Below are 12,681 nucleotides of genomic sequence, written 5' to 3'. Positions count from 1 at the left end.
TGACCCAGGGCGCCCCGGCCCGTCGCCGGGGCGCCCGGAAGGGAACCACGTCATGCCTGCTGCGGACACCGTCCCGGCCCTCATCGCCCGGCACGCCGCCGAGCGCCCGCACGCGCTCGCCGTGACCGACGGCACCACCGTCCTGACCTACCGCGAACTCGCCGACGCCGCCCGGAAGCTGGCCACCGTGCTGGCCGCCCGGGGGATCGGCCCCGGCCGCGCCGTCGGCCTGCTCTGCACCCGCTCCACCCGCCTCGTCGTCGCCCAGCTCGCCGTCTGGCAGGCCGGCGGCCACGTCGTCCCGCTCGACCCCGCCTACCCGCGCCCGCGCATCGCCGACATGATCGCCGACGCCGGCGTCGAGCTCACCCTCGGCGACAAGGCCCTGCACGCCGAGGCCGGCCTGTCCGACGACCGCACCCTCGTCCTCGGCGAGCGCGGCACCGACGAGGAGCCGGCCACCCGGGCCCTGCCCACCACGGGCCCGGCCGCCACCGCCCTCGTGCTCTTCACCTCCGGCTCCACCGGCCGCCCCAAGGGCGTCCGGATCCCGCACGGCGGCATCGCCGACCTCGTCACCGCGCCCGACGGGATCCGGGTCGGGCCGCGCGACCGCGTCCTGTTCCACTCGGCCGTCACCTTCGACGCCTCCACCTTCGAGCTGTGGGCGCCGCTCGCGAACGGCGCCGCCGTCGCCGTCTCGCCCGCCGACCGGCCCACCTCCGAGGAACTCGCCGCCGACATCGAACGGTTCGGCGTCACCGTGCTCGTCCTCACCACCGCGCTCTTCCACCACCTCGCGGCCCGCCAGTCCCGGATCTTCGGCGTCGTGCGCACCCTCGCCGTCGGCGGCGAAGCACTCTCGCCCGACCACTCCGCCGCCGTGCTGCGCGCGTTCCCGTGGCTGGAGCTCCTCAACGGCTACGGGCCCACCGAGGGGACCACCTTCACCACCCTGCACCGCGTCGACCCGGCCGATTGCGCCGGCCCGGTGCCCATCGGCCGCGCCACCGGCGGCGCCCGCGTGCTCGTCCTCGACGAGGACCTCGCCCCCGCGCCGGCCGGCACCGTCGGCGAGCTGTGGATCGCCGGCGCCCGCGTCGCCGACGGCTACCTCGACCGGCCCGAGCTCACCGCCGAGCGCTTCCGCGAACTGCCCGGCGTCGGGCGCGCCTACCGCAGCGGCGACCTCGCGGCCCGCCGCCCGGACGGCGTCCTGGAGTTCCACGGCCGCGTCGACCACCAGGTCAAGGTGCGCGGCTTCCGGATCGAGCCGGAGGAGGTCGAGCACGCGCTGCTGCAGTTCCCCGAGGTCGCCGAGGCCGCCGTGGTCGTGCGCGGGGCCGGCCGGCCGGAGGCGGCGCTCACCGCGTGCGTCGTGCCCGCCGAGGGCACGCGGCCGCAGGCCGAGACGCTGCGCGCCCGGCTCGCCGAGCGGCTGCCGTCCCACCTGGTGCCCACTGCGTGGGCCGTCCTGGACGCCCTCCCGCTCACCGGCACCGGCAAGGTCGACCGCCGGGCGCTCGCCGAGTCCGCGCCCGCCGACGGTGGGACGGCGTCCGCTCCGGGGGACGCTGTTACGGGGGAGGCCGTCACTGGGGAGGCCGTCGAGCTGACGCCGATCCAGCAGGTCGTCGCCGAGGCATGGGAGCGCGCCCTCGGCCGCCGGGTGACCTCGCCGACCGCCGACTTCCTCGCGGAGGGCGGCCACTCGCTGCTCGCCATGTGGGTCGTCGACGACCTCAGCGGGGACATCGGCGTCGAGCTCTCGCTCGCCGCCTTCCTGGCCGACCCCACGGTCGCGGGCCAGGCCGAACTCCTCGAACGGGCCCTGCGCGACGCGGAAGCCGTCGCCGCGGCCGAAGCGGCCGCCGACGCCGAAGCGGTCGCCGGTGCCGAAGCGCAGGGGGTCGACCGATGAACGTCGTCGACCAGGCCGACCTGCTGCGGCGCGCCCGCAGCCGCACCCGTCCCGCCGCCGCCGAGCCCGCCCCGGCGGCGGACCCCACCGGCCCCGCCCCGCTCTCGCACGCGCAGCAGCGGATGTGGCTGATGGACCACCTCGGCCAGGGCGGCGCCCTCTACAACGTCCCGCTCGCCACCCGCCTGCGCGGCCCGCTCGACCCCGCCGCGCTCGCCGCCGCCCTCACCGCGCTCACCGAACGGCACGCCGTCCTGCGCACGCACTACGGCAGCCGCGGCGACGAGCCCTACCAGGAGGCCCTCCCGGCCACCCCGGTGCCGCTCCCGGTCGTCGACGCCACCGACGCGGACGCCCCCGGACTGCTCGCCGCCGAGGCCGCCCGCCCGTTCGACCTCGCCACCGGGCCGGTCCTGCGCGCCCTGCTGCTCCGGCACGCACCCGAAGACCACACCTTCCTCCTCACCATCCACCACATCGCCGTCGACGGCGGCTCCCTGCCGATCGTCGGCGCCGAACTCGCCGCCCTCTACCAGGCCGCGCGCGATCAGCGTCCGGCCCAGCTCCCGCCGCCCGGACCGGCGTACGCCGAGCACGCCCGCCGCGAACGCGCCCGCGACACCGAGCTCACCACCGCCGCGGACAGCCGCGCCGCCCACCTGGCCGGCGCCCGCCCGCTGCCGCTCCTGCGGCCCGTCCCGCCCGGCGCACGCGAACGCCGCGCCGCCCTGCACAGCGCCCCGCTCGCCCCCGGCACCGTCGACGCGCTGCGCCGCCTCGGCGCCCGGCACGGCGCCACCCTGTTCGGCGTCGTCCTCGCGGCGGCCTTCGCCACGCTCCGCAACGCCTCCGGAGAGAGCGACCTCGTCCTCGGCTGCGCCAGCGGCCACCGCGCCGACCTGCGCACCACCGTCGGCCTGAGCGTCAACACCCTGGCGCTGCGGGCCGACATCGCGGGGGACACGGCTTTCACGGCGGTCCTCGGGCAGGTCAGGAGCGCGCTGCTCGACGCGCAGGAGCACCACGAGGTCCCGTTCGACCTGGTGCTCGAACGCCTCGGCGCCTCGGCCCGCGGCGCGGACGGCATCCCGCTGCTCTCCGTCAGCTGCGACGTCGTCCGCCCCGCCGAGCCGCTCGCGCTGCCCGGACTCGCCGCCGAGAGCGTCGAACTCGACCTCGGGCTGGCCAAGTTCGGCCTCACGCTGCTCGTCGAGGACGGCCCGCAGCCGCGCTGCCTGGTCCAGCACGACCGCGACGCCCTCGACGAGGAGACGGCCGGGCGCCTGCTGGCCGCGTTCGCCGAGCTGCTGGCGGCCGTCGCCGCGGACGGGGACCGCCGCGTCGACGAGCTCCCCGGCTCGCGCCTCACCGCGTCCGAACACCCTGCGCTCACCGCGCTGTTGGCCGATCCGCGGGTCGCCGAGGCGACGCTCGCCCGGTCGGCGGACGGGCCGCTGCTCGGCTACGCCGTCGTGCGCGGACCGGTCGCGCCCAGCGGTGCGGAGCTCAAGTCGCTCCTGCGTCGGGCCGTGCGGGCGGACGAACTCCCGTCCGCCGTCGTCCTGTTGGACCGGCTGCCCCGCCTGCCCGACGGCACGCCGGACCACGCCCGCCTGCCCGGCGCGGCCCGTCCCCCCGCACCCGGGGCCGACGAGTCCGGGCCGCTGGCCGCCGTCCGTACGGCCTTCGGTGAACTGCTGGGCACCGTCCCGCCCGCCGACGGCGACTTCTTCGCCCTCGGCGGCCACTCCCTCGTCGCCGTCCAGCTCGCCGAGCGCCTGCGCACCCGGACCGGCCTGCCGCTCACCGGCCTCGACATCCTGGAGCAGCGCACCCCGCGGGCCCTCGCCGGGCTCCTCGCCACCCGTGGCGACGAGCGCCGCGCCGCCCTCGCCCGCACCGGCGCCCCCGTCACACGGGCCCGCGCGGGCACGGTCCTGGTCACCGGCGCCACCGGCGGGGTCGGAGCGGCCGTGCTCCAGGAACTGATGGCCCAGGGCCGCCCGGTGCGGGCGCTGGTCCGGCCCGAGTCGGCCCACCTCCCGGCCCTCGACGGCGTCGAGGTGGCCGAGGGCGACCTCGCCGACCCCGACAGCCTCCGGCGGGCCGTCGAGGGCGCCGACTCCGTCATCCACGCCGCGTGCACCTTCACCGACCACGCGACCGACGTCGCCGCGATGCGCGCCCTCGTGGACGGCTGGCGCGGCGGACCGTTCGTCTTCGTCAGCAGCATCGACGCCTACGGCCGGCCCGCGGCCGTCGACGTCCCCGAGGGCGCCGAGCCCGGCCCCGGGCTCACCCCGTACGGGCAGGCCAAGCTCGACTGCGAGCGGATCCTCCTCGAATCCGGCCGGGGCCCGGCGAGCATCGTGCGCGCCCCGATCGTCTGGGGCCCGCACCAGCGGCTGCGCGACCAGCTCCGCTGGGGCTCCACCGGCGCCCTCTACCAGGCCGCCCTGGCGGGCGAACCGATCACCCTGCCCGACGGCCCCGAGTGGGCCGGCGCCTGCTGGGTCCACTCGGCCGCCCTCGCCCGGGCGCTCGGCGCGTGCGCGGTGGAGCAGCCGCCCGCGGCCGGACGGATCGTCAACGCCGTCACGGGGCACCTCTCCTGGACGGACTTCACGGCCGAGCTCGTCCGCCTGCTGGGGTCCGCGAGCACGGTCACCCCGGGGCCGGACGCCGACCGGGAGCTCCGACGCCCCTGGCACTACGGCGCTGAGACCCTCGCCGCCGTCCTGCGCCCCGGGCCGGGCGAGGACTGGCGCACCGTGCTGGCCGCCATGACCGCCTGAGGCGCGGAGCGTTCCATCGAGCACGAGGCCCCCGGGAGCACCGTCCCCGGGGGCCTCGCCCTTTCCCGCTACTGCTCGACGTACTTCTTCAACACCTGCTGGTAGTCCGCGAATTCTGGCGAGGTGTGGAGCTTGTCGACGTTCTTGCCGAGGTAGACCATGCTCGGACAGGCGGCCTTCGCACTGCCCACCAGCCGTTCGTTGCCGAGTTTCCGGCCCGTCCGGGCCTCGTAGACGGTGACGTTGTAGACGCCCCGGTAGAGCTTCAGCGAGTCCGTCGTGAACTTGCAGGTGGTCAGGAGGTCGCCCTCGTCCGGCTCGTCCAGGCACGCGAGCAACTGCACGCGGTGCGGGTCGAGCTTGTTCGCGCTCCAGTAGTCCGGCGCCTCCAGGGACGGGTAGACGGGGTGGGACGAGCCGGACTCGCTGATGTCGAACATCGCCACCGGATGCGGGCCCGGGCCGGTGTGCTCGGCGGCCTGCGGGAAGTACTTGCGCGCCAACGAGCCCCCGCAGCCGGACTCGAAGTCCGACAGGCTCCGCAGCGCCTTGTCGCTCGCGTGCGGTTCGAAGACCACCCAGTAGCCGCCGTACCCGATCGCCCCCACCATCGCCAGCGCGACCACCCGCAGCGCCCACGTGCGGCGCTGCCGCTGCGCCGGGGTGACGGCCTTCCCGTCCAGGGGCCCGCGCCTTCTGCGGACGACCGCGTACACGAGGTAGCCGAACGGGGCGACCGCCACGGCGGCGAACAGCACGCCGACGAAGGGGTTGCCGCCCTGGAACCCGAACACGGAGAACAGGACCGCGAGCGCGATGAGCAGAACTATCAACCTGGCCATGGACATGCCTTCCAATCGAGAGCAGGCCGAGACTACCGGGCGCGGACGGCGGCGGGCGCGGCCGTGTCGCGGAACCGGGACACGGCTGATGCGCGGCTGTTTCACGGAAATTCCCGGTCCTGATTCTCCGAACGCCTCTTCCGTACGCATTCGGTGGCCATTTCCGACGGTCGCTCGAAAGCGGCTTGAGGAGGGGTGGAAATGCGTGGTTCGCCGTCGAGCCGGTGTGTTCCCATCGAGGTCGGGGACGGGCACCGGGTAGGTCAACAGGTAGGTGTGATCGCGGAGGTGATGGAGCGTCATGTCTGGAAACGAGAGCGTGGTGTGGTCGAGCGAGCAGGGCCTGGGCGGCCTCCCGGAGCACGTCCGGGGATTCGGCCTGATGCACGTGGCGATGCGGCGTGACGCGGCCCGCCTGTGCGCGGCGTCGCGGAGCGTACGGCCCGGCGGTGCACGGGCGTTGGGGGAGTGGTTCGGCCGGCTGCGCGCGGTGATCGACTGGCACCACCACAGCGAGGACGAGATCCTCTGGCCCTACCTGCGCGGGCACGTGCCCGGCTTCGATGGGAGCGGCGCGCTGGAGCAGGACCACGGAGCGCTGGACCGCTCGATGAGCCGGGTGGCGGGCGTCCTGACCACCGGCCGGATCGGAGAACTCCCGGAGGCTGCCCAGGAGTTCGCCGACCTCGTTCGCGACCACCTGCGGCACGAGGAGCGCGTTGTCTTCCCGGTGCTCGCCGCCCTGGGCGTCGCGGAGTACGGCCGGGTCGAGCGGCGGATCATCGGGAGCGCCCCCGCCCAGGTGATGACCTACCTGCAGCCGTGGATGTTCGACGGCGCGGACGCGGCCTCGGTGGCCGCCGTCGCGGCGACCATCCCGGCGCCGGTGCGGCTGCTGGGCCGCACCGTCCTGGAACGCCGCTACCGGCGCACCCTGGCCCCGGTCCTGTGACCGGTCACCGCACCATCCGCGTCCCGAAGGAGTACCGATGAGCACCAACCGAACCGCACCACCCTCCACCTTCCAGGCCGGTTACGGCGCCCCTGTCGCCCCCGTCGCGGCCCAGGGCAAGGCCGCCGGGCCCGTGCTGGTGGCGGCGACCATCGCGATGGGCCTGATGGCGGGCCTGTTCTTCGCCTTCGACGTCTCGGTGATGCCGGGCCTCGCGAAGGGCGACGATCGTACCTACGTGACGGCGATGCAGAACATCAACAAGGCGATCGAGAACGGGCTGTTCGGCCTGGTCTTCGTCGGGGCCTTCGTGGCGACGGGCGTCGCCGCCTACCTCCAGTACAAGGCCGGCCGGCGCACCGCGGCGTTCTGGGCGGCGGCTGCGACCGTCCTGTACGTGGCCGCGCTGATGGTCACGATGGGTGTCAACATCCCGCTCAACAACCAGCTGGCGGCCGCCGGCGACCCGTCCGCGATCACGGACTTCCACGGTGTGCGGGAGAAGTTCGAGGGCACCTGGGTGGCCACGAACATGCTCCGCACCCTGCTGTGCACGGCGGGCCTGGCGGCCCTGACCCGTGCGCTGTTCCTCCACGGACGCGGCTCGCGCTGAGCGGACCCGCCCGACACGCGTGCCCGCCCGGACGGCTCCGGGCGGGCCCGACGCTCCCTCAGCGGTGAACGCGAAGTCGACGTCGGTGACCTCGGCGTCAAAGCGGCACTCGACTCCCTGGTCGAGGAGCCACGGTAGAGTGGGCGGGCGGGGTCGGGCCGACCGGATAATGGTCGGGTGATCAACAAGCACCTGCGCGTGGTCCTGGCCGAGGACTCCGTCGTCCTCCGCGACGGCATGGTCGAACTGCTCGGTGCCCGCGGCTGCGACGTCGTCGCCACCGCCGGGACGGCACCCGAGCTGCTGGCCGCCGTCGCCGAGCACCGGCCGGATGTGGCCGTCGTCGACGTCCGGATGCCGCCCACCCACACCGACGAGGGCATCCGCGCCGCAGTCGAGATCCGCGCGACGGCGCCGGGGGTCGGCATCCTGGTCTTCTCCCAGCACGTCGAAGCGGCCTGGGCAGCCCGCCTGCTGGCGGACGGCTCGGCGGGCGTCGGGTACCTCCTGAAGGAACGCGTGGCCCGCACCTCGGAGTTCGTGGACGCGCTGCACCGGGTCGCCGAGGGCGGCACGGCGCTCGACCCGGAGGTCGTCGCCCAGCTCCTTCGGGGCGGTCAGCGCAGCCGGGTGGACACCCTGACCCCGCGCGAGCGCGAGGTGCTGGAGCTGATGGCCCAGGGCCACTCGAACCGCTCCATCGCCGGACTCCTGACGGTGTCGGAGCGCGCGGTGGAGAAGCACGTCGCCGCGGTGTTCGCCAAGTTCGGCCTGCACGCGACGGAGGCCGACAACCGGCGGGTGAAGGCGGTCCTCACCTATCTGGCAGAGAACGGGAGTTGACGGCCTTGACCGCCTTGTCGGCCGCACCGGCCCGGGGGACCCCGTCGACCGCGACGCAGATGCCGAACACGCGGTCGTGACCGGTCCAACCGTTGACGCGGCCCCGGTTGTTGCTGATCTGTACGCGCCGCTTCGCCGGATCGAGGGACGACACCAGATGCAGGTATACCGTCCCGGCGACACGGGCGAGGACGATGTCCCCGGGCTCCAGCTTCGACGGGTCGACCGGGGTGACGGTCACCAGTTGGCGGCTGCGGATCAGCGGGACCATCGACGAGCCGCTCGGCCGGAACTCCACGGTGGCCCCGCCGGCGACCCTGGCCGCCACCGCATCCAATGCACCCATCCGGTGATCGTGGCAGATCCGGCCGGATCGGCCTACCGATTTTTGCCGTCGGACCTGCCGGCGGGGCGACGATGATTCCTGCAGGTTCGTTGGGAGGTTCGTAGGGCGCGTGAACTCGTAGGGGCGTTCAGAGGTGCGTCGGCAGCTCCGCGGTGACGACCGTCGGTCCGCCGGGCGGACTGTCGATGCGCAGGACGCCGTCCACCGCCGCGAGCCGCTCGGCCAGACCGGTCAGGCCGGTGCCACCGCCAGGTGCGGTGCCGAGTGCGGGTCCGGTGCCGCCGATGGGTCCGGTGCCGGGTTCGGGTCGGGTGCCGAGTGCTGCGCCGCCCCGGCCGTCGTCACGGACGATGAGGCGGATCCGGCCGTCTGCGGCGTGCGCGGTGAGCTCGGCCGCCTGCGCGCCGCTGTGCTTGGCGACGTTGGTGAGCAGCTCGGCGGCGCAGAAGTAGACGGCCCGCTCGACGGCCGGGTCCGGGCGCTCCCGCAGGTCGAGACTGACGTCGACCGGCACGGGCGAGGTGGCGGTGAGCCCCGGCAGTGCCTCCCCGAGGCCGCCGTCCAGGGCCACCGGGTGGATGCCCCGGGTGAGGCGGCGCAGCTCGGCGATGGTGTCGTCGGTCTGGCCGCGGGCGCGGTCGACGAGGGTGCGCAGCCGTTCGGCGTCCGGCGGCGCTCCGGTGAGGGTGTCGTCGGCCAGGGAGAGCGTGATGGCGAGGGCGACCAGCCGGGCTTGCGTGCCGTCGTGCAGGTCGCGCTCCAGGCGGCGGAGCTGGTCGGTGTTCTCCGCGAGCAGGACGGCCCGGGCGCTCTCCAGCTCCCGGACGCGCTGCTGGGCGCGGGCCGGGCCCAGCAGCAGCCGGGCGAGCCACCGGTTCAGCTCGCCCGTCGCCCGGACGGCGGCGGGCACGGTGGTGACGAGGGCCAGGCCGGCCAGCGGCGCCGTGTCCAGCCAGTCGACCGGGTGCGGTCCGTCCAGGAGACGCACCCAGAGCGGGAAGCCGATCAGCCAGCCGCACGCGAGGGGAAGCCCCACGGCTGCGGCGAACCCGAGGGTGCCGACCGGGAGCCGCAGGACGAGGTAGAGCAGCGTCCGCCACGCGACGGGATCGGTCAGCACGACCCGGCCGCGGGCGAACACGCCCTTGGGCCGCGGCAGCGGGGCCGGCCGCTCGACGTACACGCCCAGCAGCCGGCCGACCAGCCACCGGTGCAGTGCGCCGATCCCGCGCGCGCCGAGCAGCGCGGCGACGACGAACGGCAGGCCGAGCACGGTGAGCGACAGCAGCGCCCCCGCGTAGAGGACGGCGACCGCGTACAGGCTGCCGAGCAGCGCGAGCGGCAGGCCGAGGACGGCGAACGCCCATTCGCCCTTGCGCACGGAGAGGTACGGCCGCCGCTCCCTCGATGCAGTCTCAGTCACGTCCGCCGCCGGCCAGCTCCGTCGCCGGACCCGCGATCGCCCGCAGACCCGTCACCAGGATCCCCGGAACGGTGAGCGCCACCGCGCCCGCCACGATCCATCCGCACGCGCCCACCGGGACGGACGGCACCGCCGAACCCGTCACCGCCCGGCTGAACGCCGCCGACGCCGCCCCCGCCACCGCCGCGCCCAGCAGCACGCCCAGCGCCGCCGTCAGCACCGCCTCCGCACCGAGCATGCGCATCAGCAGCCCACGCGTCGCGCCGACCAGCCGCAGCAGCGCGAACTCGCGGCGCCGCTCGGCGGTCACGGCGACCAGGGTGTTCAGGGTGGAGACGGTCGCAAAGCAGATCAGCAGCCCCAACTCGGCTTGGCGCAGCCAGACGTCCGTCGCGGAGGTGACGCTGCCCGCGCTCGCCCGTGCGGCGTGCCCGGCGGTAATTGTCATGATCGACATGGTGCCCGAAAGCCCGACCAGCAGGGCGACCGGCACCACGGCGGACGACAACCGCCGCGCGTACCCGCGCATGTTCGCGTCGGCGAGCCACCCCGCACCGGGGACGAGCACCCGTATCGGTGCGCCCAGGACGGCCACCAGCACGCGCGTAATGAGCGGCCCCAACAGCGCCGCGGCGACCAGCAGCACGAGCGAACCGAGCAGCGCCGCCTGAGCGGCCTTGTCCAGGTCCTCCGCGGACCTGGTCGCGGCCAGCCGCAGCAGGAGCCCGCCACCCACCAGCGCACCGGCCCCCGCGAGCAGCCGCAGCACACCCGTCCGCCCCTGCTCGGTCGAGCTCGCGGTGAGCGCGGCCGCCGGCGCGATCCGCGAGATCCGCCGAGCGGCCACCGCCGACGCCACCAGGCCGACGACCAGTGCGGCGGCGACCGCGACCAGTATCGGCACCGGACTGCCCGGCACCCGCACACCCGGCGCCGCCATCCCGCGCCGCTGCAACGCGGCCAGGAACCAGCGGGCCGACACCGCCCCCAAGGCCCAGGCCGGCACCGCCACCAGCAGCGTCGTCGCGAGCACCTGGCCGCGCACCAGCCGCCGCGCCTGCCGGGGCGTGGCCGCTATCGTCCGCAGCAGCGCCAGCTCGCGGTGCTGCTGCCGGAGGGCGAAGCCCAGCGCGTTCACCACGACGAAGAACGACACCAGCACGGCGATCTCACCGAACGCACCGGCGATCACCATCACCCCCGGCCCGGCGACGGCCTTCCGGGCAGCCGCCGGAGCGGCGGCCTGGGCGGCGATCAGCGAACCGAAGAGCGTCACGGCGGCGATGGCGAGGAGCAGCGCGACCGCCAGACCGACGAAGGCGGCCGGCCGCCGGCGCAGCTGCCCGAGCGCGATCGAGACCACGGCCCTCACCCGCCCAGCCGGCTCAGCCGCTCGCCGACCTGGGCGGCCGTGGGCCGCTCCAGCTCGTCGACCACCACACCGTCGGCCAGCAGCACCACCCGGTCCGCGTACCCGGCTGCGACCGGATCGTGCGTCACCATCACGCAGGTCTGCCCGTCCTCGTCCACCCCCGCCCGGAGCAGGGCCAGGACCTCGTGCCCCGTGGCCCGGTCCAGCGCCCCCGTCGGCTCGTCCGCGAACAGCACCTCCGGCCGGCTCACGAGCGCCCGGGCGATCGCCACCCGCTGCTGCTGCCCACCCGACAGCTGCCCCGGCCGGTGCCGCTCCCGCCCCGCCAGCCCCACCCTCGCTATCGCCTCCAAAACCAGACCCCGGGCCGGCCGTTCACCACCCAGCCGAGCCGGCAGCTCGACGTTCTGCGCGACCGTCATCGCCGGCATCAGGTTGAACGCCTGGAACACGAACCCCACCCGGCTGCGCCGTACCTGCGCCAACCGCCGCTCCGGCAGCCGCGACACCTCCGTCCCGCCCCACCAGACCGACCCCCGGGAGGGCCGGTCCATGCCCGCCAGACAGTGCAACAAGGTGGTCTTCCCGGACCCGGACGGCCCCATCACCGCCGTGAACGTCCCGGGCGCGAAGCCCACCGACACCCCGCGCAACGCCCGCACGGCACCCGAGCCGCGACCGTACTCCCGGTACAGCCCCTCGGCCCGCGCGGCGAGGACCGCCGTCCCCGGATCCATCGTCATCTCAGCCATGCCTCAATCCTGGGCGGGCGGAGCGCCGAAAACGATCGTGCTGGCACCCGAATCCGGGGTTCGGAAAACCGAACCCCCAGGTGGGGAGGTAGGTACCGGCCCCGGGTCTTCCACCGGGAGGGGCCCTGACGGCTGAGGCGCCCTGCCAACTCGGGCGTCCTGACGGCTCAGGATTCCTGACGGCTCAGGAGTCCTGGACGAGCATCCTGCCTTGGGCACCGTCCTCGGACACGAAGGCGAACAACCTCGGTGACGCGCCGAGGTTGAGCTGGAACGGCACCCAGTTCGAGTCCAGCTGCAGCAGCAGTCGCCAGGGGCCGCCGTCCGGCCACTCGTCCCCCTGGAAGAACAGTGGCGTCCCGCCGATCTTGTCGCCGTCGATCCGCTCGACGTAGCGGTCGCGGTCGGCGGCCGGCAGGGCTTCGAGTTCCTCATCCGTCATGGGAGCGGGCTCGGAGACGGGCCGCAGATCGACGGTGAACTCCACGGCCGACCCGTCGTCGCCGTACAGGCCGGGGCCGGTCTCCAGTGGCAGGGTCGTGAGCGGAAGCACCGGGCCGGCAAGGTCGCCAGCCGGCTGCACGATCACCGCGTTCTCACCGCCGTCGGGGTCGATGACGTCGGGATCGAAGAAGTCCTCCTCGTGATCGGCGTGGGTCACGAAGAGGTAGGCCACCTTCCCGTCCCCGGCCGCTCCGAGCACCGGGCCCAACTCGACCTGGCCGACGAACCGCATCGGCCGGTCCCATGCCGTGGGGGGCGGGGCCCGCGGGGGCGGGGCCGCGCCCCCGGGGGGGGGCGCCCGGTGGGTGGCGGGGGGGT

11 protein-coding genes are annotated in these 12,681 nt (G+C 74.9%); 5 read left to right on the top strand and 6 right to left on the bottom strand.

Annotated elements, in window-relative coordinates; all coding sequences use genetic code 11:
• Nucleotides 1-52 precede the first annotated feature (52 nt).
• Both ACFV4G_RS32790 and ACFV4G_RS32785 read left to right on the top strand, forming a co-directional pair.
• The gene (locus ACFV4G_RS32790; RefSeq protein WP_380445807.1) at nucleotides 53-1,921 is read left to right on the top strand and encodes a non-ribosomal peptide synthetase; all 1,869 of its coding nucleotides are present in this window, start codon (nucleotides 53-55) and stop codon (nucleotides 1,919-1,921) included.
• On the top strand, nucleotides 1,918-4,716 hold the full coding sequence (locus tag ACFV4G_RS32785; RefSeq protein WP_380445805.1) for a condensation domain-containing protein: 2,799 nt from the start codon (nucleotides 1,918-1,920) through the stop codon (nucleotides 4,714-4,716). Before ACFV4G_RS32790 ends, ACFV4G_RS32785 begins: the two co-directional genes overlap by 4 nt.
• Nucleotides 4,717-4,784: 68 nt before the next feature.
• Here the strand turns inward: ACFV4G_RS32785 and ACFV4G_RS32780 are convergent, their stop codons facing one another.
• Nucleotides 4,785-5,558: a hypothetical protein gene (locus ACFV4G_RS32780; protein WP_380445804.1), complete on the bottom strand. Its 774-nt coding sequence runs from the start codon at nucleotides 5,556-5,558 to the stop codon at nucleotides 4,785-4,787.
• Between the two features lie 301 nt (nucleotides 5,559-5,859).
• On the opposite strand from ACFV4G_RS32780, the gene ACFV4G_RS32775 reads away from it, so the two are divergent.
• The 3 genes from ACFV4G_RS32775 (at nucleotide 5,860) to ACFV4G_RS32765 (ending at nucleotide 7,966) form a co-directional block, all read left to right on the top strand.
• Nucleotides 5,860-6,510 (top strand): hemerythrin domain-containing protein, encoded by a 651-nt coding sequence (locus ACFV4G_RS32775; protein ID WP_380445803.1) that lies wholly within the window; start codon nucleotides 5,860-5,862, stop codon nucleotides 6,508-6,510.
• Nucleotides 6,511-6,547: 37 nt separating this feature from the next.
• Complete coding sequence (locus ACFV4G_RS32770; RefSeq protein WP_380445802.1) at nucleotides 6,548-7,123, top strand: DUF1772 domain-containing protein; 576 nt, start codon at nucleotides 6,548-6,550, stop codon at nucleotides 7,121-7,123.
• 177 nt (nucleotides 7,124-7,300) lie between these two features.
• Nucleotides 7,301-7,966: a LuxR C-terminal-related transcriptional regulator gene (locus ACFV4G_RS32765; protein WP_380445801.1), complete on the top strand. Its 666-nt coding sequence runs from the start codon at nucleotides 7,301-7,303 to the stop codon at nucleotides 7,964-7,966.
• On the opposite strand, the gene ACFV4G_RS32760 is transcribed toward ACFV4G_RS32765, so the two are convergent.
• From ACFV4G_RS32760 to ACFV4G_RS32740, 5 genes are all read right to left on the bottom strand, one after another.
• Entirely contained in the window at nucleotides 7,938-8,312 is a 375-nt protein-coding gene (locus ACFV4G_RS32760; RefSeq protein ID WP_380445800.1) for a S26 family signal peptidase, read from the bottom strand. The genes ACFV4G_RS32765 and ACFV4G_RS32760 overlap by 29 nt on opposite strands.
• Before the next feature lie 127 nt (nucleotides 8,313-8,439).
• Entirely contained in the window at nucleotides 8,440-9,735 is a 1,296-nt protein-coding gene (locus ACFV4G_RS32755; RefSeq protein ID WP_380445799.1) for a sensor histidine kinase, read from the bottom strand.
• On the bottom strand, nucleotides 9,728-11,098 hold the full coding sequence (locus ACFV4G_RS32750; RefSeq protein WP_380445798.1) for an FtsX-like permease family protein: 1,371 nt from the start codon (nucleotides 11,096-11,098) through the stop codon (nucleotides 9,728-9,730). Before ACFV4G_RS32750 ends, ACFV4G_RS32755 begins: the two co-directional genes overlap by 8 nt.
• Before the next feature lie 5 nt (nucleotides 11,099-11,103).
• Nucleotides 11,104-11,859 (bottom strand): ABC transporter ATP-binding protein, encoded by a 756-nt coding sequence (locus ACFV4G_RS32745; protein WP_380445797.1) that lies wholly within the window; start codon nucleotides 11,857-11,859, stop codon nucleotides 11,104-11,106.
• Between the two features lie 184 nt (nucleotides 11,860-12,043).
• Nucleotides 12,044-12,595: a hypothetical protein gene (locus tag ACFV4G_RS32740; RefSeq protein ID WP_380445796.1), complete on the bottom strand. Its 552-nt coding sequence runs from the start codon at nucleotides 12,593-12,595 to the stop codon at nucleotides 12,044-12,046.
• Nucleotides 12,596-12,681: the final 86 nt, after the last annotated feature.

Origin of the sequence: Kitasatospora sp. NPDC059747 (assembly GCF_042732955.1) — a bacterium.
In the GTDB taxonomy this organism is placed as follows: Bacteria; Actinomycetota; Actinomycetes; order Streptomycetales; family Streptomycetaceae; genus Kitasatospora.
Note: the sequence above shows the minus strand (reverse complement) of the source record. Positions and strands in the feature narration are given on the sequence as shown.